Origin of the sequence: Paenarthrobacter sp. TYUT067 (assembly GCF_023656375.1) — a bacterium.
Classification (GTDB): domain Bacteria; phylum Actinomycetota; class Actinomycetes; order Actinomycetales; family Micrococcaceae; genus Arthrobacter.
In genome coordinates this window covers 14387-39088 of record NZ_JAMOIT010000026.1, presented here as the reverse complement: position 1 = coordinate 39088, position 24702 = coordinate 14387, and the positions used below count along the sequence as shown (strand labels likewise).

The following is a 24702-nucleotide window of genomic DNA, read 5'->3' as shown; positions in this document are numbered from 1 at the left end:
TCAGTTCCCCAGGCCCGTGGTCACTGCGAAGGCAACACTGACGTCGGTGGCACCTTGCACTGGGTGAACATTGACGGGCGCTTCGATATCGGGGATGAACGCGGCGGCGCCGCGCTCAAGCCGGAGGTCGCTCTTGGGGGAGTCGAGCATCACCGAACCGGATACCACCACGACGACGGCGGGCCCGGTTTGCGCCAGCGGCACCGGCTCGGCCCCCGGGGCAAGCTCGATGCGCTGGAGCTGGAATTCCCTGAAGGGCGGGCGGTACAGTTCCTGCCCGAATTCCGTACCGCTGGCCTCGACGCGCGGCACGCCCAGTGCTTCGAAACGGACAGTCTTCAGCAGCTCGGGGACGTCCACGTATTTGGGCGTGAGTCCGCCGCGGAGCACGTTGTCAGAGGACGCCATGACCTCCACGCCCAATCCGTGGAGGTAAGCGTGGATGTTGCCGGCAGGCAGGTAGACCACGTCGCCGGGCTCCAGGGACAGGTGGTTGAGAAGGAGGGAAATGAGGACGCCGGGATCTCCGGGGAAGGCCTCATTGATGTCCAGCATTGCGGTCAGGGCTTCGCGGTGCGGCTCCAACGGTGCACCGGCGGACAGGACGGCAACCACCTCATGGATCACGTCGGAGACGTCGCTGCCACCCTGGATCAGCCGGCTGAAGGCGGCCTTCAGCGCTGCGGACTCATCGGAATGGCCGAGGTCTGCGATGACGCCGCTGATGACATCGGGAGTATCGACTGCTGCCGAATCAAGGACAGAGGCCAAGTGCTCAAAGATGTCCTTGGACGCAGCCGGCGAACGGAAACCGCACAGTGCCTTGAACGGAGTCAGGGCGAAAATCATCTCCGGTTTGTGGTTGTCATCGCGGTAGTTGCGGTTCGCGGCATCCGCCGGGATCCCGGCTTCATTCTCCCTGGCAAATCCTTCCCGTGCCTGCTCCAGGCTGGGGTGCACTTGCAAGGACAAAGGCTGCTCGGCAGCCAGGAGCTTGGTGAGGAAGGGGAGCCGGGGCCCGAACTCGGCGATGCTCTCGGAACCCAGGCAGCGCACCGGGTCCGAGCCGATCAGGGCATCGAGGGGCTGGGTAACACCGTTGGGGTGAACGGCTGTGGAGGGCGAGTCCTGGTGGGCCCCGATCCACATCTCGGCCTCGGGTCCACCCGACGCGGGACGACCCAGCAGTTCGGCGATGGCCGTCGTCGAACCCCACGCGTAGGGTCGCAAAACATTCTCAATCTTGTACACGAAAGAAGGTCCTTATCGTTGCGCTGGACGTGGGGTGGAGCGGACGAACAAGCCTACAGGGGCGCGCACTGTCCATTGGTGGCCACGAGATTACGGATGCCTTGCTCATCGCCTTGCGCCTTGAGGCCGTTCAGCAACTCGATGGTGATTGGCGTGCCGTCCGGTGTGGTGGTTACGGGGGTGAAATCGGCCGACGGCGAGGGCAGCTGACTTGCGGGCAGGAGCCCGACTGTTGGACCCGCGGCCACAACGGTACCGGCACTGGCGTCGTCGTGGGATACGACGGCGTCTTCCGCCTTGGGGGTGTTGGACGACGCCAGGACTTCCTGGACCTTGGCATGGATCAGGTCAAAGTCAGGCACCGTGGAGAAGGACGCGTCAAAGTCCGGGGGCCCGATGGTGAGGCGCTTGACCGGCTGGTTCTTGGACTTCAAGGCCAAGTCAACGAAACTGCCCAGTTGGGTGGAGGAAATGTTCGAATCCACCACCTTGGTGCCGGCGTTGGCGATGTCCTCGAACTTGGTCAGCAGGGTGGCGGGATCGAGTTGCTTGAGCATGGCCTGCTGCACACACTGCTGGCGCGCGATGCGGGCGTAGTCATCCACGAACTCGCGGGAACGTCCGTACCACAAGGCCTGGAAACCATTCAGGTGCTGATCACCGGCCGGGATCCAGCCGTCAGGCATGCCGTGGATTCCGTTCGCCTCGTCAGTGACCGGACCACTGATAGGCACCCAACCGCCGGCCTTGATACGGATTCCACCCATGGCATCGATGAGTTTGGCAAAGCCGTCCATATCCACCAAGACATAAGCTTGGACGGTGATGCCCAAGGTGCCGGACACCGCTTCGAGCGTGGCCTGAGCGCCGGGATCGGCAACCCCCGGGTAGAGATCCTGGTGGTTGTTGGTGACTTCGGTGTTGACGGCGTTGATGAGGCATTCGTCGCCGCAGTTGTAGCCGTCCGGGTAAATCTCGCGCATGGGCGAGCCCTCGCTGAACTGCGCATTTTGCAGGTTGCGGGGGACGGAGATGATGGCGCTCTCTCCGGTTTTGGCATCGACGCTGATGACGGAGAGGCTATCCGGTCGCCGGCCTGTCCTGTCGTCGCCGGCGTCGCCTCCCATCATGAGGAAGTTATAACGGCCGTCCACGGGATCGATGGCGGGACCGGCGTTGAAGATGCTGCCGATCGCATTCCGGCTCACGTTCAGCACGTAGGCGAGGTAGCCAAGAGATCCGCTGGCGATGACGGTGCTTACCGCCAAAACGACGGCGATGATGGGCCGCATTCCCGGTGCCAGGAGTGCCGGCCTGATGATCCGCAGAGTATTGAGGAACAGGAAGGCCCACCCCAAGGCCAACGCCACCAGGATCACAATGATGAACAACGAGCCCACGGGATGGGTGGCAAGGCTGAGCAGCAGGCTTCGATTCACCAGCGCAACGATGAGCGTGAGCAGGGCAAGGGCCCACACCGTGATGGTGACGCGCAAAGCCATGCGGCCAAGTTTGCGGTCTCCGGCAACGATTTGGGCACTGCCGGGAACAAAGAGAGTGAGGAGTACCAGCACGAAGGCGCGTTTGGTCCGCACCGGCGCACTCGCGCTGGACGGATAGCGGACGGGATCAGTCAGGGCGGAACCGGGCTGATTCGTGGACTTGTGCATGGTCATCAACCGCTGCCTTCCTTAGCGGGGGCTCCGGGCGGAGGCATTGGCAGGGGAGAAGACTTGTTCCACCTTGTGGCGCAGGTTTTCGCCCTTCTTGGTAGCGACGTCGTTCAGTTCCTGGGCAAAGGTAAGGAGGTCTTCGCGGAGCTTGGACGCGAGTTCATCCGTTCCTGAGGCAAGCATGCGAACGGCAAGAAGTCCCGCGTTGCGTGCTCCTGCGATGGATACCGTGGCCACGGGAACGCCGGCAGGCATCTGCACGATGGACAGGAGGGAGTCCATGCCGTCCAGGGTTTTGAGGGGGACCGGGACACCTATGACCGGAAGGGGCGTCACCGAAGCCAGCATGCCGGGGAGGTGGGCTGCGCCGCCCGCACCGGCAATGATGACGCGCAGGCCGCGTTCGTGGGCCGTCTGTCCGTAGCGGATCATCTCGGTGGGCATCCGGTGGGCCGAGACCACGTCTGCCTCAAAGGGTATGCCGAACTCGGCCAGGGCATCCGCCGCGGCTTCCATGACCGGCCAATCGGAATCCGAGCCCATCACAAGTCCTACCAACGGGGCCGTTTTTTCGGAAGTCATGCAGTCTCCTCAAGGGTGGTCTGTTCCGGTTTGCGGCCGTCACGGATGATGTTGGCCACCGCGGTGGCGCGCTGGCGGACGGAGTCGACGTCGGAAACCGAGCTGCCAACGAGGTTCACGTGGCCGATCTTGCGGCCTGGCCGGACGGACTTGCCATAGGAGTGAACCTTGGCTGCTGGCTCGAAGGCCAACGCCATAGGGAAGGCTTTGAAGAGGTCCTGGTTGTCGCCACCCAGGAAGTTCTTCATGACTACCACCGGCGCCAAAGCATCGGTAGCGCCCAAAGGAAGGTCCAACACGGCACGCAGGTGCTGCTCGAACTGGCTGGTGATGGAGCCGTCCTGCGTCCAGTGACCGGTGTTGTGCGGGCGCATGGCGAGTTCGTTGATGAGGAAGCCGGCTCCGACTCCTGGCGTTTCGAAGAGTTCTGCAGCCATGACCCCGGTGACGCCAAGTTCGTTGGCAATTCGCAAGGCAGCTTCCTCGGCAGCGGCCGCCACTTCAACAGAGATGTTCTGGGCAGGAGCGATTACTTCGTCGCAGACTCCATCCACCTGGATGGTGTGCACAACGGGCCAGGCACGCGATTCGCCACTGGGGCTGCGTGCCACCAGGGCAGAGAGCTCGCGGCTGAAATCAACCTTGGCTTCGGCCAGGAGCGGGCTCATGGCCTGGAACCAGTCTGCCGTGTCCAAGGCTTCGTCCGGGGAGCCAACAATCCTGACACCCTTGCCGTCGTAACCGCCGCGGGGTGTCTTCAGGACCACGGGCCAGCCGATCCTATCGCCGAAGGCCACCAGCTCCTCAACGGTGGAGACAGCCGACCACTCCGGGTTGGGCAATCCAAGACGATCAATGGCAGCACGCATCACCAATTTGTCCTGGGCGTTGACCAAGGCATCCGGGCCCGGTTGGACGTTGACACCAGCGTCAAGAAGGGCCTGGAGGTGTTGTGTGGGGACGTGTTCGTGATCGAAGGTCATGACGTCCAGCCCCTTGGCGAACTCAAGGAGAGCATCCAGGTCCTTGTAGTCGCCAATGGGTGCGGTGGCCACTGCAGCCACGGCAGAAACGTCCTCATCTTCAGCCAAAACGCGGAGTTCGAAGCCCAGTGCGGTAGCGGGCGGAGCCATCATTCGTGCGAGTTGGCCGCCGCCAACTACGCCAATTACTGGAAAAGTCACAAGGTTCAGCCTACCGAACCGGCGGCAGGATCACTGATTCTGCCGCCCCATGGGACGGATTTCTACCGGTGTGGGGTGTCAGTATCGGCCTTCTCACAGCCCCCTCAAAGGCAGCGCAAGGAAATCGGCGCTAAAATGGGCTTGGCCCATCGGCCCACATTTCAACGGCCATGGAGGGTCATGATCACCACACTTGCAGATCGCATCCGCGGACTTGCCTCACTTTTTTGGCGTGAGGTAGCAAAGTTCGGCGCCGTCGGCGGTGTTGCTTTTGTCATTGACTCGGCAGTTTTCATCTGGCTGTTTTCCGGCCCGATGCACGGCAGCGAAGTGTGGGCGAAGGCCATTGCGACGATTGTTGCAAGTATTTTCTCCTGGGTGGCAAACCGCTTCTGGACGTTCCGGCACCGCAAGCAGGCCAACGTTGTTCGTGAGGCCGTTTTGTTTGCCATCATGAACCTTGTAGGTCTCCTGATTGCATCCGGCTGTGTGTGGTTCGCCAAGTACATTCTGGACCTCAACGACAAACCTTCGCTGTTCATCGCAGGCAGCGTGGTGGGCCTCATCCTGGGCACCATCTTCCGCTTCTTTGCGTACCGCTTCTGGGTCTTCAACGAAGAGCTGGACGCCGAACCCGAGTTCTCGCATGACCACGAGATCATTGAGCTTCACCATAAGGCGAAGGCGGGTTCCGAGGCAGGGACGAACCCTGCAACGGGCGAATTTCCTTCCGTCAAGAATCTCTAACGCTACGAACGGCTGACGCGCTCGTTCTCGAGCAGGTGTTCTGTCACGTCCAAGTCCGGATGCACCAGTACTACTGAGCCGTCCTCCTTCCAAGCGCCCAAGGATGCTGCCAGGCAGTGCTCCAAGCCTTCGGTGGCGCGGACCAGCAGGCGGACGCCTGGCTCTTGTGGAGCAGCAAAGCCATCAATAAGTTCTTCATGGGGCAGTCCGGTGGTTCCGCGCACGGCGGGCAAGCTTGCCTCGGGTTCGTTGTGTGCCATGAAGACGTCACCGTGGGAACGGACTTCAGCGGCGTAGTCCACGACGCCGGATGGCAGCTCGCCGGGCCAGCGCATCGCAAGTGCCGCGAGCGGCACGGCGACCACCGCCTCGAAGCCGGCCCCGGCGCCGTCGTCGGGCTTGTCCGTCGCCAGGAGGTCGGCTGAGGTGTGGTCGAAGACCACCTCCATGCCCAGCTGCCAGGCAGCCAGGGCCCAGACGACGGATTTCCAGTGCGCCGGCAGATCCAACCTGATGGACATCCCTGGTTCGGCGTCAAGTTCGTCCTGCAGCAGGTTGCTGGTTTTTGCTACCCAGTTGTCCAGAACGCGCCCCGATAGCTCAACCCGCTCGGAGTCGGGGCCATACCAAGTGAGTCGTGGTGAGGTTGAGTGACCGGATCGTAGGGCGGTCATCAGGTTCGCTGCCGGGATGCTCATGCGTCAATCTTGCCACGGCGTTAGGCAGGTTCCTTAGGGCCGGCCATCGTTAATGTGAAATGCAACACACCCTATTTTCTCCAGTCGTTGGCCTCCCGCGGAAGCTGATGCAATTTTCCGCGGAAATTCAATGAAAGTTCATCCGGGCCGATCCAAGGCTGTCATTTTGCGCCACGACACGCGGCGGCTCGACAAAAATGTTGGGCGTGGCGCATCCCACGTTTCTAGAGATTCTTGATTATTATCCCGGCGCGGCTTGACTGGTGGGTAGTTACACGCGTGTAATTAGTAATCAACGCCGCTGCACAGATACCCGGAACGTCGCCGGGAATCGGAAACACATCCAAGCAGCAGCTGCAAAATCAGGAGGGACGCCATGGGGCAAGCGTTGCGTATCCAGGAAGATGCAGTCGTCGCAGAACATGCGTCGGTGAAATACCGTTCGAGGGAAGTACCGGGGGATTGGTACGTTGACCCGGCGGACCCGGAAGCGGCAGATCGATACAACCAGAATGTCCAGCAGTCTTTGGAGGATCAGGCTACCGCCCTCCTCGCTGCTCATGAGGCACTGATTGGTGACCTTCCGGCTGGGCCGGATGAAGACCTGGACGACCCTCCCATGGAGCTGCGTCGTCCCGTTGAGACTCCGGGGCAACCGGTGTGGATCGGCCTTCCCCAGGGGGACTTCGATGACGAAGGCGAACTTGGCTGGCAGACTGATGCGCTGTGCGCACAGACCGATCCTGAAGCCTTCTTCCCTGAAAAGGGTGGATCGACGAGGGACGCCAAGAAGGTCTGCGGAGCGTGCAACGTCCGCTCGCAGTGCTTGGAATATGCTCTCGCCAATGATGAGCGGTTCGGTATTTGGGGCGGACTCTCCGAGCGGGAGCGTCGTCGGCTAAGGAAGCGAGCGGTCTAATTCTCAAGGAAGTGCATGTTACCGCCGTCGTGGTTTCTCACGACGGCGGCAACTATCTGCCCAGGACATTGGCGGCATTGTCGGACCAAACGCGGTCGGCAGATGCCGCCATTGGCGTTGATACAGGTTCCACGGATAACTCACTGGAGTTGCTCAGCGAGGCCTTCGGCCACAACAAGGTGACCTCGTTCCACCATGCAAAGTCGGGTTTCGGGGCCGCTGTCCAGGCTGGTCTGCAGGAGCTGGCCCCCTCTGGACACACCGCACACGCTGCCGATGGCGGTGCCGCACCGGCCGGCAACGACGCCAAGACCACGTCCGTCGAATGGATCTGGCTCCTGCACGATGACGCCGCCCCCGCGCCTGATGCGCTTGCGGAGCTTCTCCATGCGGTTGAACGCGCGCCCTCAGTGACAGTGGCGGGGTGTAAGCAGCTCGGCTGGGACAACAAGCGGCACCTGGTGGATGTAGGACTTTCGACGAGTCGCTGGGCGGAACGCCTCACACTGATCGACGCCGATGAAGTTGATCAAGGTCAATACGATGCCCGTACTGACACTTTCGCTGTGAACTCCGCAGGCATGTTGATCCGCCGCGATGTCTGGGATCTCCTGGAGGGATTCGACCCCGCGTTACCGGGCAGTGGCGATGACGTGGACTTCTGCTGGCGGAACTGGCTCGCGGGCAATCGCGTAGTTGTAGTCCCAGGTGCCCGCATGTTCCATGTAGAACACCGCCCGCATGGCCTGGGCACATCCTCCGCGGCACGTAAAGCCCAGATCCACATGCGCCTCAAGCACACCCCGTGGTGGAATGTGCCGTTCCAGGCGATGGGCGCGTTGTTCGGCGCCATGATCCGACTCGTGCTGAGCATTTTGGTCAAAGAACCGGGCTATGGCCTCTCGCAGTTCACGGCCACCATCGCTGCCCTTGTTCGGCCCGTTGCCATTGCCAAAGGCCGCCGCGTTGCGGCCAGGACGCGACGGGTGCACAGATCGGTTGTGCGCGGGCTGCAGACGCCCTCACGGGAGGTGCGTGCCAACAGGCGCTCGTTGCTCGAAGCGATACGCCCCGCCGACGAAACGCCGGCTATCTCCGATCTTCTTGCCCCGGAACCCAGCGGGGATGCTGCCGATGACTTCGCCGCTCTGGCCACCAATGAGCGGGGCTGGGTGGGCACAGGTGCCGTCGTTGCCGCACTGGTGGCACTCAGCGCCGCGCTCGTGGGATTGCTGGGGTTGCTGCGCTCAGGCGCTGTTACCGGCGGCGGACTCCTCCCTCTTTCAGCCTTACCAGGAGATATTTGGGCCAATGCGTCCACATGGTGGATCACGTTGGGAGCAGGTCTGCCCGGACATGGCGATCCGTTCGGCTATGTGTTGTGGCTGCTCTCGCTCTTTGGCGGCGGGGACGGCAACGCCGCCATGGTGTGGCTGCTGATCCTTGCCATGCCGTTTTCTGCCGTTGGCGCCTGGTTCGCGGCAGGCGCGCTCACTACCAAGCGCCGTTTCCGGGTTGCGGCCGCCTTGGCGTGGTCCGGTGCTCCTGCACTGCTGATTTCCATCAACGAGGGCAGGGTCGGGTCCCTGGTGGCGCATGTCATGATGCCGCTGTTGCTGCTGGCACTGTTGCGCGCCTCGGGATCCGCCGTAGCCCAAGGCCCTGCCCTTGCGGGGACACAGCTGAGCCGTCGTCCTGCCCTGCTCTCCGGCAAGCCCGGAATTAACGGGACGCCATCGTGGACTGCTGCCGCCGCTGCCGGTCTGGCCATGGCCGTGGTCACTGCCTCTGCGCCGTCGCTGTTGGGACCTGCCATTGTCGTGGTGGTTCTGGCTGCGGTGGTCCTCGGGCAACGGGGCAAGACGCTGTGGTGGTCGCTCCTGCCCACAGTCGCCCTGTTCCTGCCGTATGGAGTATCTGTGCTGGACAGGCCGCGCTCCTTGTTGGCCGATCCCGGGTTGCCACTGACTTTTGAGGCAGCTCCCCTGTGGCAGCAGCTTCTCGGCCAGCCGCTCGGTTTTGACATCGACGGCGGTTTGACCGGTTTGGCGGTCTTCGGTCCGGGCGTTGTGCCATGGGCACTACTGCTGGCTCTGCTTGTTGTCGCACCAGTTCTGATCCTTGCAGTTGCCGCCTTGTTCCTTCCCGGAAAACGCGCCGCACTGGCCCGGGTGTTCTGGTTGGTTGCTTTGGCTACCCTTGCCAGCAGTTGGTTGGTGGGTCACGTGGCCACCGGGGTTAACAACAACGTGATTGTTGGCCCATTCACCGGCCCTGCGGTGTCGGCTTCGGGCATGCTACTCCTGGGTGCTGCCGTGCTTGGCGCTGAGAAGCTTTTTGCTGCACCTCGGAGGATGCCCAAGGGTTCCCGGCGTCCAGTCCAGGTGCGGCGCGTTGCTTCGGCTGTCGCCATGGCACTCCTGGTTGCCGGCCCCCTTGCCGGCATGGCGGCCTGGGCTGCCCAAAACGTCCTCCAGCCCACTCCGACTGCTGGATCCAGCGTGGCGGCCGGGGCTGCCGAACAGGCGTCGTCCCTCGGCGCCCGCCGTCAGGTTTGGCCGGAAGATACGGGCACGTTGCCTGCTACTGCCGTAGACCGCGGACAGGGGCCTGAGCGCACGCGAACCCTGGTCATCACCAGCGGTGAACAGGGGGCCTTCTCCTCGTCACTGATGCGTGGAGCCGGGACCACGTTGGACAGTTTGTCCACCATAGCCTCCGCTCGGACCATCATTGGCGCACCAGGACGTGAAGAGATCGCGGACGATGACGCTGCCACCACATCCTTGCGTCGGGCCGTCGCCACCATCGTGGCGGGCACGGGCGTGGATCCGCGCGCAGACCTTGAACAGCTTGGCGCCGGATTCATCGTCCTCAAGGCCGAGGACAACGCCGCGCAACTCACGGCCAGCAGAATCGACGCAGTCCCGGGACTGGTGGCCGTAGGCCAGACCGACGCCGGATGGCTGTGGCGGGTGACGCCCCGGAACCAGGAAGCCGCTACTGCCGCCGATACAGCGCATAGGGTACGAATCGTGGACTCCAAAGGTGCTCTTGTGAGTACGCTCCCATCCGAAGAAGTAAACGTAGACGCCACTGTGCCCTCCGGGGATGAGGGTCGAAAGATCGTCCTCGCCGAACGCTCCGATCCCGGCTGGACCGCGTGGATGGATGGTCGCCAACTGCGGGCCACAACATCAGGTTGGTCACAGGCGTTCGAGCTGCCTGCCAGCGGAGGCGACCTTGAGATCCGGTACGCAAACCCCTGGGCCCTGTGGTTCGGGATCCTGCAAGCGGTGGTCATCGGTCTCACGGTCCTGCTGGCTGTGCCGATGCCCGCACGCCGTAGCCGAACCGGCATGTCGAGGGACGAAGTCTCCCTCCGTAAGGAGTACAGCAGTGTCTGAGGACCAGAAGAACGTGTCCGGCGAAAGCACTGAAGCCCAGGAGCCCAAGAAATCCCGCAGCGCCAGCTCCAGCCGCAGCGCCGGCTCCAGCCGCAGCTCCAACAGCCGCAGCTCCAATAGGGGAGCCATCACCGGCGTCCTGTCAGCAGTGGTCATCCTTGCCGCCAGCGGAGGGGCAGTAGCCGCCACATCCATGGTGCCTGAACCCTCAGGCGGGACCTCCGTGGACATCCGCCAGGCTGACGTACCTGCTGGCCGCGCCCTGGCGGTGTGTCCCGAACCCGCGCGGCTTGTCAACGGAACCGTGGTCGGCACGGACGCTGACTTCAGTCCTGTATCCACCACGGCCACCAGCGCCCTGAATGCAGTGGTGCTCAGTAACCCGGCCGGAACAGTGCCAGGGAGCAGTGTGGCAGCGTTGGGTGGTGACCTGGTGGCCCGGATCGCAGAGGCACCCAGCAGTACGCCTCCGCCCACAGCTGGCCCGCCGGTACTTGCCGCCGGCGTAGCGTCCATCACCCCGGTGACGTCACCGGCCGTGGTGGGTGCCGATGCCATGGGAAACGAGCAGGCGTCCCTGGCTGCCAACCTCAGTTACTCAGCCACTGACGGCGATCTCCGGGGCCTGGCGGCAACTCAATGCCAGCCACCGGGCAATGACGCGTGGTTATTGGGCGCCAACACTGCTGTTGGTCGGACTGCCGTTCTGAACGTGAGTAACGCCTCCGAGACTCCGGCCACGGTCAACCTTGAACTGTATGGATACGAGGGGCAGATCCAGGCGCCCGGGGCCCGTGGTCTCCTGGTAGCTCCCGGCACCACCCGTTCGGTTAACCTGGCCGGCCTCGCGCCCGGTGAATCGCAACTTGCCGTGCACGTGCGCAGCACGGGAGGCCCCGTTGCCGCCACTATCCAACAGAGCGTGTTGCGCGGAATCGCTCCCGGTGGTGTGGAGTACCTTTCGCCGGGTGCTGGTCCATCGAACCTTCAGGTCATGTCCGGCGTCGATATTCAAGACCCGTCTGGCGTCAAAACCCTGGCCGCGAAGCCGGGGTTCGCGGATGCCGTTCCGGCGCTTCAGATCGCCGTACCCGGTTCTACTGACGCCGTGGTGCAGGTCAGCCTTTACGGTGCCAACGGAGAACGCAAAATTCCCAACGGGGGAGTGGTGACGGTCAAAGGCGGGACGGTGGCCACCCTCAACCTTGACGGCGTCCCAGCCGGCAGCTATACCGTCAGGGCCAGCTCGGATGTCTCTTTCCTGGCATCAGCGAGGGTCACCCGTGGAACCAAAGCCGAAGATGCAACGGACTTAGCCTGGTCTCCGTCGTCGGCCCGCCTCGGTAGCCAGCACTTGGTGGCCGTTCCCAGGGACGGGCAGAAGTTCCTGAGCTTTGGTGTCCCTGAAGGGCGAGGCACAGTCAGCTACGCTCCGGTGACTGCCGACGGAAAGGTTGGCAAGTCCATTGACGTGGATATGTCCGGCGGGACCACCTCCATGATCGAGCTACCAGAGAAGTCCGGCAACTCCGTGGTGGCCGGTTATGTGGTGTCCGCGTCGGGTGACCCGGTGTACGGCGCACTGGTACTCGGAAAACAAGGACGCACAGACGTTTCGGTCGTGGCGATTCAGGATGCGGCCTCAGGGCTACAGAAGGTGCCGGTCTCGGTCGGCTACTAGGCACACCTTGCAGGCAACAGCACTTATCGCATGAGCCGCCCGACAATGTGAATCGCCCGACAGCACGACCCAGCTGACAGCATGACCCGCCTGCCGGCGTCGGTGTTATTCCGTCGTCACTGGTATCGACGCCGGTAGACCGGGTCCAGGGTCTCAGGCGGCACGCCGAGCATCTCGGCCGTGTACTCCACCACGACGTCGTGGACGAGGTCCTGTAGTTCCTCACGGGTGGAAACGCCCTGTTCAACCACGCGACGGTACACCGTGATCATGGGTGCCTCGCCACGGCCACCGGGCGTGTAGGAGCCCAAAGGGGCCGTATTCCCCAGGGCGACAAGCTGTTCAAGGTTGGGCGGGATTTCGTCCACGGCAAAGAGCACACCGTCCAGTTGCTTGCCCCACATGTCCTGGAGCCGCTCCGCGGAGTCCAGCACCATGTCATCGAATCGCTCCGCGCGGGTGCGGAACCCAGGGAGGTTGGGGAGCATCAGTTCTCCGCGCAGTCCCCGTCCGTGCCGGTTGCGCCGGCGTCGCCGGAAGCCCCGAACTTCCGAACCGGCGTGTTCCTGGGCCTGATCGCCATCGGCGTCAGTCCACCGGATATTGAACCCGGGAACATGTGGCTGTGACTGCATATATCGACTTTAGTCCCGAGGAACCGCCAGCGCGACCTCATGGCCCGCACCGCGCCGCGTCGGGTGATACGCCGGAGACTTCTCACTTGATGCTCGGCACAGTTGGCGGGGCACGGACCATCAATGCGCAATATAGCCGCCCATTGGCGCTAATCTGGGATGTTGTGGGTGCCATTCGTCAGTGTTCCAGATCAGCCTGCCGCCAGTCCGCGGTGGCTACTTTGACGTACGTGTACGCAGAGTCAACCGCAGTCCTGGGGCCTCTGGCCACCTACGCAGAACCGCACGCCTACGATCTCTGCTCCCAACATGCAGAGTCCCTGACGGTTCCGCGTGGCTGGGAAGTCCTGCGTCTGGCCATGCCCACAACGCCGCAGGAACCGGGTCCGGATGATTTGCTGGCACTTGCCAACGCGGTCCGGGAGGCGGCCTCAGCCCCTGCGGAAACTCCTGCCCGGCAAAACCACGCCCAGATGGAGCCGCCCGCCGGCGCCGAGGGCACCCGCCGCGGGCACTTGCGGATCCTCCGGGAACCGACTTAATCGTTCCCGCCACCCGCTTTCCGTGCCACGCTTCCCGGGCTCTGGACGCAATTCGTCGTCGGGATCAAAACACGATCTCCCTGCGCGGTAGTCTGGAATCTGCAGATATATTCGCCAGCGGCGCCATGCCGGCGCCACCCAGGGAGCATCATTCATGCCAAAGGTCAGTCCTGAACTGTTGTCCATCCTGCGCTGCCCCGTGACGGGGTCACCGCTGGTCCAGGAGGGCGATGAGTTGGTTTCCACCGACGCCGCTGCGGACGGCGTAAAGCTCCGCTACACCATTGAGGACGGCATCCCGTTGCTCCTGCCACCGGAACTGCTGGCCGCTGCCAATGCGGCAACGTCGGGCCAGCACGATTCCAAGGCCTGACGCGCCTTCTTCCACATCCGCACGGTACCCCTAAGGACTTTCATGACTTTTGACTTCAAAGTGGCTGACATCACTCTTGCCGAGGCCGGCCGCCACCAGATCCGTTTAGCCGAGCACGAAATGCCGGGCCTTATGTCGCTCCGCGCGGAGTTCGGTGCCTCCCAGCCACTCAAGGGCGCAAGGATCGCCGGTTCCCTCCACATGACGGTCCAGACCGCGGTGCTCATAGAAACCCTCACGGCCCTGGGCGCGGAAGTTCGCTGGGCCTCCTGCAACATCTTCTCCACCCAGGACGAAGCCGCGGCCGCCGTCGTGGTTGGTAAGGGCACCCCCGAGGACCCGCAGGGCGTCCCGGTTTTCGCTTGGAAGGGCGAAACCCTTGAGGAGTACTGGTGGACTGCCGAGCAGATCCTCACCTGGCCCGGCGCTGACGCCAACCCGGAGTTGGGTCCCAACATGATTCTCGACGACGGCGGCGACGCCACGCTGCTGCTGCACAAGGGCGTCGACTTCGAAGCTGCAGGTGCCGTCCCCACTGCCGCTGAAGATGATCCGGAGGAATACGTCCTCATCCTGGATCTTCTGCGCAGGACCCTTGCCGCTGATCCGCAGAAGTGGACCCGCCTGGCAGCCCGTATTGAGGGCGTCACCGAGGAAACCACCACCGGTGTGCACCGCCTCTACCAGCTCGCGGAGCAGGGCAAGCTGCTGTTCCCGGCCATCAACGTCAACGACTCCGTCACCAAGAGCAAATTCGATAACAAGTACGGGATCCGTCACTCCCTGCCGGACGGCATCAACAGGGCTACGGACGTCCTCATGGGCGGCAAGGTTGCGGTTGTCTGCGGCTATGGCGACGTCGGCAAGGGCGCCGCCGAGGCGTTGCGCGGCCAGGGTTCCCGGGTCATTGTCACAGAGATTGATCCCATTTGTGCCCTCCAGGCTGCGATGGACGGCTACCAGGTGGCCAAGCTGGAGACGGTGCTCGCCCAGGGTGACATCTTCATCACCACCACGGGCAACAAGGACGTCATCATGGCCGAGCACATGCTGGGCATGAAGAACAAGGCAATCGTTGGAAACATCGGCCACTTCGACAACGAGATCGACATCGCCGGGCTTGCAAGGATTCCGGGCGTCAAGAAGGTTGAGATCAAGCCGCAGGTGCACGAATGGGTGTTCGAGGCCGGCACGGATTCGGAGCGTTCCATCATTGTGCTGTCCGAGGGTAGGTTGCTTAACCTTGGCAATGCCACTGGCCACCCGTCGTTCGTGATGAGTAACTCCTTCGCCAACCAGACCATTGCGCAGATTGAACTCTGGACGAAGAAGGACCAGCCGGCCGGAGAGCGCGAGTACCAGAATCAGGTCTACGTCCTCCCCAAGATCCTGGATGAGAAGGTTGCGCGACTCCACCTGGATGCTCTGGGCGTGGAGCTGACCGAACTGAGCAAGGATCAGGCCGACTACCTCGACTTGGACGTTGCAGGGCCGTACAAGCCGGAGCACTACCGCTACTAGGCTTCACTGCTTGCCGGTGCCGGCAATACCCAAATCGATGGTGAAAGGCCGGACACGCGACCAGCGTGTCCGGCCTTTCGGCTAGAATTGGGTGTTCAGTAATGCTTGCGGGGGACAGGATGACGGGAACCATGACGGAAGTCGCCACACGGAAAAAGGGCAAGATCCTTGCCATTATTGGAGTCTGCGCAGCCATTGTGGTGGGCGGAATTGGCGTGGTCACGGTACCCGGACTGCTGGCCGGATCTCCCCAGGAAACGGCCGTTGCACCGTCGCCTGCCCCCCACTGTGGAGGCCAAGCCCGTGGAATTGGGCATCACCCCCCTGGATGGGGCTGTTGAGTGGAATCCCGTGGTTGGCCCCCAGATCAAAGCGGTCAACGGCAAGCTGAAGGACGTGGTGCTGGCGCCGGTTAGCGGCGGGGCACCTGTGCAAGGCAAGACCAGCCCTGATGGCAGCACCTGGACCACTCTGGAAGTCCTGAAGTTCAAAACCCAATACAACTACTCCTTCACCGTGGTTGATACTGCGGGGAAAGAGACCAAAAAGTCACAGACCTTCACCACTGTTTCCGCAGCTTACGAGGCCGACGCGTCCATCTACCCCCGCAACGGCACCACGGCTGGCTCCGGGCAGCCTATTGAAATCAACTTCAGCGAGCCCGTAGTGGACAAAGCGGCCATGGAAAAGCGGGTTGCCATTACCGTCTCATCCGGCCAGCCTGTGGCCTGGCACTGGTACTCAGACAAGAAAGTCAGGATCCGTCCGGAGGCCTTCTGGGCTTCAGGCACCACCGTCACCGTGGACATGAAACTCCTGGGCGTCGATTTCGGTAATAACATGATCGGCAACGCGGACGTCGTCTCAACGTTCACTACGGGCCCGCAGCGTGTGGCCGTAGTAGACGACAAAACCAAGACCATGAACGTGTACTCCGACGGCCAGCTGGTCCACACCGCCCCCGTCTCACTGGGCGGGGAAGACTGGCTTTCGCCCACCGGCTACGCGGTCATCATGGAGCAAGAACGCCACTCCAACTTCAACGCCGGCACCATCGGCCTGAAGCCTGGAGACAAGGGATACTACCCGCCGCTCGTGGTTGAATACGCCAACCGCCTGACGTGGTCCGGTGTCTACGTTCACCAGGCTCTCGAAGCCGCGTGGAGCTCTATTGGTGTGGCCAACGTATCGCACGGCTGCGTCGGTCTGTTGCCTGCGGACGCTGCATGGTTCTTCAACAACATGAAGACCGGGGACGTCGTTCAGATCCTCAACACCGGAGCACCGGCAGTGGAACCGCTGGAAGGCTTTGGAGACTGGAACATACCCTGGGCGAGCTACGCTCAACGCTAGTACAGCTGTTAACATCATTGCAGTGATTCTTTCCTGCGCGCTTTGACCCATTTCTCCAGCGCTGACGGTTCGTCGGCCCTGCTCTTTGCGCTGCCCTCCATGGTGATTGCGGGTGTCCCCCTAGGGAACCCGTTGATGGGTTCCCCGGCTCCTTCCACCGGACCTATTCTCTTCACCTGGAGTATGCATGAGACTTTCACCAAACCTCACCCCGGACTGCGGCAACTGCTTCGCCCTGTGCTGTACCGCGCTCGGATTTGCCCGGTCGGCTGACTTTGCGATCGACAAACCTGCCGCTTCGCCGTGCCCGAACATGGCGGACGACTTTTCCTGCACCATTCACCAACGCTTACGGCCCCGGGGCTTCCGCGGCTGCACGGTCTTTGATTGTTTCGGTGCCGGCCAAGTGGTCTCCCAACACACTTTCGCCGGGACCAGTTGGACACAGGATCCCTCATCCATGTCCTCGATGTTCGCGGTGTTCAAAGTAGTCAGGCAACTCCACGAGATGCTCTGGTACCTGGCTGAGGCCCGGCAACGGACCTTCGATCCCGAGCTCGCGGCCGCGGCGGACCACCTGTCAGAGGGCGTAGTAGCCGCCGCCCAAGGTGACGCGTCAACGGTCCTTGCCACCGACGTCGAGACACTCCACAGGCAGGTCCGGGCGCTCCTGATGGAGGTCAGCGAAGACGCCCGCGCCTCTTACGGCGCAGAAGACCAGCAAACGCCCGACGGCGGCCTCCAGCCAGGTGCCGACCTGATGGGCGCCAACCTTGCCAACCAGCGCCTCTGCGGAGCAGATCTCCGCGGCGCGTACCTGATCGGAGCCAATCTGAGGAAGTCAGACCTCACCGCCGTAGACCTCCTGGGAGCTGACCTTCGCGGAGCACAGCTTCACGGAGCGGACCTCTCCAGGGCGCTCTATGTGACCCAACCGCAGATCAACGCCGCCGAAGGCGACCCCCACACCCTCCTACCCCCAAGACTCACAAAACCGGATCACTGGTGAGCCAAACGGGTGGCGGCCGCCCGGCGTCAGTCGGTAGCGGGGCGCTAACTGTCAGTGAACGGCAGTTTCCTGAGTCGCTCGCCTATGGTTGCGTTCCGCTGTTCCGCTTGCCGCAGGCGGATGAGTTCGCGGTTGCGCCGTTCCCCGAGGACTGCGCCTATGTAGTCTTCGGGGATGGTGCCCGCTGGCGGGGGTGGTGCCACGTAACTTGCGAGTTCGGATGCGAGCGATGCCGCCATGTTGACGCGCGAGGCCGGGGCCATGAGATAAGCCTGCTGTACAAAGGTTCCAGCCCGTCGGGCGGTGGCGTCCGGTACCCTGCCGATGTCCGCCATGGCCACCCATGATTGAAGATGATGCGGGGCTACGGGCATGATCCGGGGCTTTGAGGGTACTCGCTGCCGGAGGGAGTAGGTGCCTGCAACAATGTCCCCGAGGCGCTTGGATTTGTCGTTGAAGAGTGCCACACCGATTGCGAGGCCGCCGAAGGTCAGGTAGATCTCCAGGAATCCAAGGAGCCCGCGGATGAGGGCGTGCCGGAAGCGGATGGACCCGCCGTCGTCGCGGACTATTCGTAGCCCTGTTGCGAGCTTTCCCAAGGAACGCCCGCGGGTCAGGGTCTCCACCGTGACGGGGACGATGACCACGGAGAACACAACGCTGCTGAGGATCAGTGCTCGGATGGCGGCATCGTCAAGGTCCCGGGAGGCTGAGGCGATGAGGATGATCAGGAGTATTGCGAGGACCACCTGGGAGATGACATCCAGGATGAGGCCCAGGGCCCGCGCGGCAAAGGAGGCGGGGCGAAGCTCGAGGACTACTGCCTCGCCTGTGATGATTGAACTCATGCCTGCCCCCAAGTTTTGCCAATTCTGTGGGCGCTGTGATCGCCCGCATCAACGAGTCTAGCGGCGGGGCTGACCGCACGGTGGATACAGGCGCTAGGGTGGTGGCGTGGACATTGATGCCTTCTCGGCCGTACATGAGGACAAATGGTCGCGGCTTCATTTCCTGGCGCACAAGCGCAGGCTGACGGGTGCCGAGGCGGACGAACTTCTGCGCCTTTACCAGACGGTGTCCGGGCATCTTTCCTTGATCCGTTCTGTGGCACCGGAGACGGGATTGTCCGCATCCTTGTCCGCAGCGCTGGCCCAGGCGCGGACGCGGTTCACCGGGGCCCGCTCGAATTTCATGGAGGATCTGGCGCGGTTTTTCGTCATTTCACTTCCTGCGGCGTTTTACCGCATCCGGTGGCTGACCCTGTGGTGCGGGCTCGCCTTTGTCCTGGTGGCGGGTGCTTATGCACTGTGGATTGGCACCTCACCGGAGGCATTGAGGGCTGTGGCCTCCAGTGACGCCAGAGTGCAGCAGTACGTGGAGGAAGACTTCATTGACTACTACTCCGAGAATCCGGCAGCCTCCTTTGCCGGCGCAGTGTGGACCAACAACGCTTGGATCTCAGCTCAGGCCGTGGCTTTCGGCGTTACCGGATTCTGGGTGCCCTTCATCCTGTTCATGAACGCGCAGGGGCTGGGAATCGCTGCGGGACTTTTCCTTGCGACGGGGAAGATGGACATTTTCTTCAGCTACATCCTTCCGCACGGTCTCATGGAACTTACGGCCGTTTTCATCGCCTGTGCTGCGGGGCTCAAGATTTTTTGGGCCATGGTGCGGCCGGGCCCGAGGACGAGGCTGCAGGCCGTGGCTGATGAGGGCCGTTCCCTGATCACCATTGCCTTGGGGCTGGTGCTCGTCCTGCTCGTCTCCGGCATTGTGGAAGGCTTTGTGACCCCGAGTTCCCTGCCCGTATGGGCCAAGATCGCTATCGGCGCCTTGGTGTTAGCAGGCTACTGGGTGTACACGCTGGTCCTGGGCGGGAAGGCCGTCCGCGCGGGCGTCACGGGAGACATGGATGCCAACGACGCCGGGTACCGAAGCATCGCAGCGTAGAGCTTACAGTTGCGTTTCAATCTGGTCGCAGCCGGGGTGGCACCGCGTGTCTCTGTAAGGCCGGGCGGTAGGCTCGAAAGCAGACAAGAGAGCCGGCCGCAAGCAATCGCCGGTGGATGCCTACGGAAGTGAACCCGCTGTGAGCGACAAGAGCCAAAAACCACAAGAACCGGACACGGCCGTCCACGAGGACCCCAACGAACCGGCCTTCGACTGGATGAAGCCAAAAACGTCCGGCGGCGCCACCGAGGCCACTCCTGCAGCCACCACTGGAGCCACCACCGTGGCAGCAAAATCTTCAGCTGATTCAACTGCGACGCCAGCTAAGGGCCAGCCCGGTAGCCGCGCGGACCGCAAAGCTGCTGAAGCTGCCGACGCCGGTACTGAAACCCCGTTGTTCGCGGACACCCTTGCCGAAGCCTCCACCAGCAAGGCGCCGGCGCACTATTCTGAACCGTTGCCGACGTCGGCCCTTCAGGTCCGCCCGCCGGAAGACGAAGTGGCGCGACGGAACGCCGAACGCGAGCAAGCGGCAAAGGTGAAGCCAATAGGGCCTCGGGTTTTTCAGGTGCTGCTGGCCATTTCGTACCCGATCATTCTCCTGGTGCTCGCCGTCCGGGCAGTCACCAGTCCGTTGTTCCTGTGGGTGGAGTACAACCGTCCGGGTTTCCCCGGCGACGGATACGGCTTCAGCACTGACGACCGAATGACGTACGGCTCGTACGCTGTGGACTACCTCAGTAACTGGGCCGGCCCCCGGTATCTGGGAGGCTTGGTTAATCAGGACGGGGAGAAGCTCTTCACGGACAGCGAAGTTTCCCATATGGCCGACGTGAAGCTGGTCATCCTGTCCTCCTTCGGGGCAGGGCTCCTGCTCATCATCCTCAGCATCATCGCCATCCTGTATTTGCGTAAGCGGAGCAATGGCGGGATCCGTCGAGGTCTCTTTGCCGGATCCATTGTCACGCTGGTCATCATCATTGGTCTAGCTGTCCTGGCCGCCCTGAGCTGGCAGCAGTTCTTCACGGAATTCCACCGGATTTTCTTTGCCAACGGAACATGGACCTTCGCGCTGGAAGACACCCTCATCCGGCTTTTCCCGGGCCAGTTCTGGATTGACGCGGGCATTGTGATCGGCGCTCTGGTATTCCTGGCGGCCACGGTCACGTTCATCCTGACATGGCCCACCAAGCGGCGCCGCGGCGTTGCGGACAAGCAGGAGGCCGCGGACGAGAACGCTGAGGCACTGGACGAAGAACCTGAGGCTGCAAGCCGGTCCAAGGAAACAACGGACGCCACACGCTAGGGGCTTTTAGCCGCCAGCGCACCACCTGGGCTGAAAGCAGCCTGGGTGGTGCGCTACTTCTCGTACAGCTTCTCCACTGCCGTCGAGAAGTCGCTGAGCACCGCAGCCCGCTTCAGTTTGAGCGAGGGCGTCAGGTGCCCGGACTCGACGCTGAGCTCCGCCGTGATGAAGGCGAACTTCTTAATGGATTCAGCAGCTGAGACGAGTTTGTTGGCCTCGTCCACTGCAGACTGAACCGCTGCCTTCACCCGGTCATCAGCGGCGGCTTCGTCGGGGGACATGGCTGCCACCTTGTTCTCCGCGCACCAGTCAGCAATCCCTTCAGGGTCCAGGCCAAGCAATGCTGCGACGAACGGCCGGCCATCGCCCACCACCACGGCCTGCCCCACCAAGGGGTGTTCGCGCAGTTTCTCCTCCAGCGGAGCCGGCGCCACATTCTTTCCTCCGGCGGTCACTAAGAGGTCCTTTTTGCGTCCGGTGATGGTCAGAAAGCCGTCGGCGTCGAGTTCGCCCAGATCTCCCGTGCGGAAGAACCCGTCAACGAAGGCAGCCCGGGTGGCCTCGTCATTGTTGTGATAGCCCTTGAAGACACCAATGCCCTTGACCAGCACCTCCCCGTCCCGGGCCACCCTGATGGTGGTCCCCGGAAGCGGAATCCCCACGGTCCCGATCCGGGACATAGCGGGTGTGTTGACCGTGCAGGGCGCAGTAGTCTCCGTCAACCCATAGCCCTCAAGAACCGGAACACCGGCTCCATGGAAGAAGTGGTTGTCCCGCAGGCTCAGGGGACTGGCACCGGAAACTGTGTAACCTACATTGCCGCCGAACAGCTCCCTCACCTTGGGGTAGAGGAGTTTGTTGAACAACGAATGCTTCATGCCCAGAAGCCAACCCGGCCCCTGCCCCTCGCCACGGGCGGCGAGGTCCACCGCCGTCGAATACTCAACCGCGGTGGCGGACGCTGCCGAGAAGAGCGCGGATTTTCCGCTCATGGCCGCTTTGTGGCTGGCGCCGGCGTAGACCTTCTCGAAAATGCGCGGTACGGCGAGCAGGAAAGTGGGCTTGAAGGATCCCAGGTCTGCCATCAGTCCATTGGCGCCGGCGCTGTGTCCCAGAGTAATGCCGGCAGTGAGGCAGACTACCTGGACTGCGCGGGCGAGGACGTGCGCCAAGGGCAGGAACATCAATGTCCGCGCGCCTTGCTGCATGAGGAGCTCGGGGAGGAACGGGATGACGTTTCGCGCCACGAGGACAAAGTTTCCGTGGGTGATTTCGCAGCCCTTGGGCTTGCCCGTTGTTCCGGAGGTGTAGACGATGGAGGCGACACTGGCCAGGTTCGCTGCGCTGCGCTGGCGCTCCAGTTCGTTGTCCATGACGCCGATCCCGACGGCGGAGACGCTGGTCAGGTTGGGTGCGTCGCCGTCGTGCTCCATCCGAATGATGGCCACGGGGTCCTCGCCCAGGACGGCAGAGTGCTCCACCAGTGTGTGGACGAGATCTGCTTTGGCGGCGTCCTCCACAAAGATGCGTCGGGCTCCGGAATCGGCCAGGATCCACTCGATCTGGCTTGCCGACGACGTCTCATAAATGGGCACCGTGACTCCGCCGGCCATCCAGATGGCGAAGTCCACCAAAGTCCATTCAAAGCTTGAGCGGGACAACACCGCTACAGGATCTCCAGGGTTGAGTCCTCCTGCGATCAAGCCTTTGGCCAGGGCGGTAACATCGCCAAGGAACCTCGCAGCGGAGACGTTCAACCAACCGTTCGCCGTGTTATGCGCATACAGGTTTCCGAACGGATCCTTATGGCAGCGTTCCAGAAGAAGGTCCGTCACGTTGGTATCCGGGTCCGCCTCGACCAGAAGGTCCGTGCTTGCTTCCCTCACTACTTGACTCCTCCTAGATCCATGATGGCATCCACATTCTCATCCGCCACTCCTGGTAGCTGATGACCTCCGCCGTGAGCACCGGATAGAAGAATGCCGTTGCCAGCACGGCCAACACCATGACCAGAGCCACAATGTAGAGGCCGGACCGTCGCCGCCAGACGGGGTCGCTGCTGCGTCCCAGCACCAACCCCAACACATATGTCAGGCCCAGAACCAGGAAGGGTTCGAAGGACACGGCGTAGAAGATGAACATGGTGCGTTCCGGGTACATGAACCATGGAAGGTACCCGGCTGCCACGCCGGCGAGGATGGCACCGGCCCGCCAGTCGCGGCGGCCCGCCCACCAAAACAAGAGGATCACCAACGCGATGGTTCCACCCCACCAAACCACCGGATTACCCACGGGCAGAATGGCCGAAGAGCATGTCTCAGCCAGGCAGCCGGGAGTGCCCGGTTTGGGAGTCTGGTAGTAGAACGAGGTGGGACGGCCCATGATGAGCCACGTCCAGGGGCTGGACTCATACGGATGGTCCGAGCTCAGGCCCTGATGGAATTTGTAAGCTTCAAGGTGGTAGTGCGCCAGGGAGCGCACGGAGTTGGGCAGCCAATCCCAGCCCGGGGCAGGGTTGGTGGCAGCCCATTGCCGGTAATAGGCGTCTTTCGAGAGGAACCAGCCCGTCCACGTGGCCACGTAGGTGACTGCAGCGATGGGAATGATGGTCACGAATGCCGGCAGGCCGTCCTTGATGATGCCGGCACTGAACCAGCTCCGGATCCCGGCGACACGGCGGGCGTTCAGGTCCCACAGCACGGTCATGATGCCGAAAGCCGCGACGAAGAACAGGGCAGACCATTTGGTGCCCACGGCAAGGCCGAGGCAAAGCCCTGCAACCAGCCGCCACCACCGCATGCCCAGCCAGGGACCGGTGACCAGCTGGGTGGGTGTGGGTAGGCCGCCCGGCGAAGCAGCCGCTTGCGCGGCAAGCCGTGACGCCAAACGGCGTCGGCCGTCGTCGCGGTCCATGAGCAAGGCGCCGAAAGCGGCCAGGATCCACAGGGCCAGGAACACGTCCAGCAGGGACGTCCGGGAAAGCACCAGGTGATGGCCGTCGATGGCCAGCTGGAGACCGGCAACCGCCCCGAGGGTGTGTGAGCGGAAGAGCTTCAGTGCGATCAGTGACACGAGGAAGACCGTCACCGTGCCCGCCAGAGCTGCGCTGAACCGCCAGCCGAAGGGGTTATCGCCGCCAAACAGCCACATCCCGAACGCGATCATCCATTTGCCCACCGGTGGGTGGACAACGTACTCGGGAGTGTTGAGGAGAACATCCGGGTTGCCGGCGATGAAGGAGTCATTGGCGTTGGCCGGCCAACTGCGTTCGTAGCCGCTCACCACATAGGAGTAGGCGTCCTTGACGTAGTACGTTTCATCGAAAACCAGGCTGTGCGGGGCATCAAGGCGGAAGAAGCGGAGAATGCCGCCCAGGATTGCCGTGAGGGTAGGGATCAGCCAAAACCATAAGCGCAGGGACGCCGGGTAGTCCCGCCAGCTTTGGGTTGCGCCGATCAGACGTTCCTTCAATGCCTGGGCGGTGTAAGCCTCGGACGGCCGTGCGATCCAGCGGTGCCCCTCCAGGCCTCGGCCGGGCACACCCCGGCCGGGCAGTCCTCGGCTGGGCCCGGTCTCAGCGGGCGGGGCTTCTTCCGGATGGGCGCGCGACGTGCCTGCGGGTTTCGGTGTGTCCGACTGCCCGTTGTTCTCCGCGGCCTTGGAGTCTTCAGGTTCCGGGCTCGCTGGGGACGCTGCCGGGGATCCGGAAGCGGTGGCAGGAACGGGCGACTGGTTCACCCGCCCATGCTACCTTTCCATCCTTGCTGCAACCCTAAACCCCGCGCCTGCAACCCTGAACCCCGCGCGGTATTAGGCTTGGCAGGTGGACGAACAACGCGGCACCCCTGACGAAGCTCCCTTCAACGAGAAC

At 62.8% G+C, this 24702-nt stretch carries 20 protein-coding genes; 11 read left to right on the top strand and 9 right to left on the bottom strand.

Going from position 1 to position 24702, the window contains the following annotated elements; all coding sequences use genetic code 11:
* Genes manA through MOD31_RS19715 form a run of 4 tightly spaced genes read right to left on the bottom strand, consistent with a single transcriptional unit; the run spans window position 1 to window position 4690 of the window.
* On the bottom strand, window positions 1-1251 hold the full coding sequence (manA, locus tag MOD31_RS19730) for a mannose-6-phosphate isomerase, class I (protein WP_250821472.1): 1251 nt from the start codon (window positions 1249-1251) through the stop codon (window positions 1-3).
* A gap of 53 nt (window positions 1252-1304) precedes the next feature.
* Window positions 1305-2927, bottom strand: a complete 1623-nt coding sequence (locus tag MOD31_RS19725) for an LCP family protein (RefSeq protein ID WP_250821471.1) — start codon at window positions 2925-2927, stop codon at window positions 1305-1307.
* 15 nt (window positions 2928-2942) lie between these two features.
* Window positions 2943-3506: a 5-(carboxyamino)imidazole ribonucleotide mutase gene (purE, locus tag MOD31_RS19720; RefSeq protein ID WP_250821470.1), complete on the bottom strand. Its 564-nt coding sequence runs from the start codon at window positions 3504-3506 to the stop codon at window positions 2943-2945.
* Window positions 3503-4690, bottom strand: a complete 1188-nt coding sequence (locus MOD31_RS19715) for a 5-(carboxyamino)imidazole ribonucleotide synthase (RefSeq protein ID WP_250821469.1) — start codon at window positions 4688-4690, stop codon at window positions 3503-3505. The genes purE and MOD31_RS19715 overlap by 4 nt, the downstream gene beginning before the upstream one ends.
* A gap of 180 nt (window positions 4691-4870) precedes the next feature.
* On the opposite strand from MOD31_RS19715, the gene MOD31_RS19710 reads away from it, so the two are divergent.
* Window positions 4871-5437 carry a GtrA family protein gene (locus MOD31_RS19710; protein WP_166841431.1) on the top strand — a complete coding sequence of 189 codons (567 nt, stop codon included), beginning with the start codon at window positions 4871-4873 and terminating at the stop codon, window positions 5435-5437.
* A 2-nt stretch (window positions 5438-5439) separates the two neighbouring features.
* Here the strand turns inward: MOD31_RS19710 and MOD31_RS19705 are convergent, their stop codons facing one another.
* Window positions 5440-6135 carry a TIGR03089 family protein gene (locus tag MOD31_RS19705; protein ID WP_250821468.1) on the bottom strand — a complete coding sequence of 232 codons (696 nt, stop codon included), beginning with the start codon at window positions 6133-6135 and terminating at the stop codon, window positions 5440-5442.
* Between the two features lie 376 nt (window positions 6136-6511).
* On the opposite strand from MOD31_RS19705, the gene MOD31_RS19700 reads away from it, so the two are divergent.
* Genes MOD31_RS19700 through MOD31_RS19690 form a run of 3 tightly spaced genes read left to right on the top strand, consistent with a single transcriptional unit; the run spans window position 6512 to window position 12142 of the window.
* Window positions 6512-7054, top strand: a complete 543-nt coding sequence (locus MOD31_RS19700) for a WhiB family transcriptional regulator (protein WP_250821467.1) — start codon at window positions 6512-6514, stop codon at window positions 7052-7054.
* Window positions 7055-7065: 11 nt separating this feature from the next.
* Window positions 7066-10461, top strand: a complete 3396-nt coding sequence (locus MOD31_RS19695; RefSeq protein WP_250821466.1) for a glycosyltransferase family 2 protein — start codon at window positions 7066-7068, stop codon at window positions 10459-10461.
* Window positions 10454-12142, top strand: a complete 1689-nt coding sequence (locus tag MOD31_RS19690; RefSeq protein ID WP_250821465.1) for a DUF5719 family protein — start codon at window positions 10454-10456, stop codon at window positions 12140-12142. The genes MOD31_RS19695 and MOD31_RS19690 overlap by 8 nt, the downstream gene beginning before the upstream one ends.
* A gap of 116 nt (window positions 12143-12258) precedes the next feature.
* On the opposite strand, the gene MOD31_RS19685 is transcribed toward MOD31_RS19690, so the two are convergent.
* The gene (locus MOD31_RS19685; RefSeq protein WP_142939859.1) at window positions 12259-12777 is read right to left on the bottom strand and encodes a metallopeptidase family protein; all 519 of its coding nucleotides are present in this window, start codon (window positions 12775-12777) and stop codon (window positions 12259-12261) included.
* 164 nt (window positions 12778-12941) lie between these two features.
* Between MOD31_RS19685 and MOD31_RS19680 the strand changes: the two genes are divergently transcribed.
* The 5 genes from MOD31_RS19680 (at window position 12942) to MOD31_RS19660 (ending at window position 17575) form a co-directional block, all read left to right on the top strand.
* Entirely contained in the window at window positions 12942-13319 is a 378-nt protein-coding gene (locus tag MOD31_RS19680; RefSeq protein ID WP_250821481.1) for a DUF3499 domain-containing protein, read from the top strand.
* A 154-nt stretch (window positions 13320-13473) separates the two neighbouring features.
* Window positions 13474-13692 (top strand): Trm112 family protein, encoded by a 219-nt coding sequence (locus MOD31_RS19675; RefSeq protein WP_142939858.1) that lies wholly within the window; start codon window positions 13474-13476, stop codon window positions 13690-13692.
* A 42-nt stretch (window positions 13693-13734) separates the two neighbouring features.
* Window positions 13735-15213 (top strand): adenosylhomocysteinase, encoded by a 1479-nt coding sequence (gene ahcY / locus MOD31_RS19670; protein WP_166841427.1) that lies wholly within the window; start codon window positions 13735-13737, stop codon window positions 15211-15213.
* 264 nt (window positions 15214-15477) lie between these two features.
* Window positions 15478-16566: an Ig-like domain-containing protein gene (locus MOD31_RS19665; RefSeq protein WP_250821464.1), complete on the top strand. Its 1089-nt coding sequence runs from the start codon at window positions 15478-15480 to the stop codon at window positions 16564-16566.
* Between the two features lie 187 nt (window positions 16567-16753).
* Entirely contained in the window at window positions 16754-17575 is an 822-nt protein-coding gene (locus MOD31_RS19660; protein WP_250821463.1) for a pentapeptide repeat-containing protein, read from the top strand.
* Window positions 17576-17619: 44 nt separating this feature from the next.
* Here the strand turns inward: MOD31_RS19660 and MOD31_RS19655 are convergent, their stop codons facing one another.
* The gene (locus MOD31_RS19655; RefSeq protein WP_250821462.1) at window positions 17620-18423 is read right to left on the bottom strand and encodes an RDD family protein; all 804 of its coding nucleotides are present in this window, start codon (window positions 18421-18423) and stop codon (window positions 17620-17622) included.
* Between the two features lie 106 nt (window positions 18424-18529).
* Between MOD31_RS19655 and MOD31_RS19650 the strand changes: the two genes are divergently transcribed.
* Window positions 18530-19525 carry a stage II sporulation protein M gene (locus MOD31_RS19650; protein ID WP_142939852.1) on the top strand — a complete coding sequence of 332 codons (996 nt, stop codon included), beginning with the start codon at window positions 18530-18532 and terminating at the stop codon, window positions 19523-19525.
* Between the two features lie 139 nt (window positions 19526-19664).
* Entirely contained in the window at window positions 19665-20831 is a 1167-nt protein-coding gene (locus tag MOD31_RS19645) for a TIGR01906 family membrane protein (RefSeq protein WP_250821461.1), read from the top strand.
* A gap of 53 nt (window positions 20832-20884) precedes the next feature.
* Here MOD31_RS19645 and MOD31_RS19640 read toward each other — a convergent pair whose 3' ends face one another.
* A complete protein-coding gene (locus tag MOD31_RS19640; RefSeq protein WP_142939847.1) occupies window positions 20885-22717 on the bottom strand; it encodes a long-chain fatty acid--CoA ligase in 1833 nt (610 codons plus the stop codon).
* Window positions 22718-22730: 13 nt separating this feature from the next.
* On the bottom strand, window positions 22731-24569 hold the full coding sequence (locus tag MOD31_RS19635; RefSeq protein ID WP_250821460.1) for a phospholipid carrier-dependent glycosyltransferase: 1839 nt from the start codon (window positions 24567-24569) through the stop codon (window positions 22731-22733).
* Window positions 24570-24702: the final 133 nt, after the last annotated feature.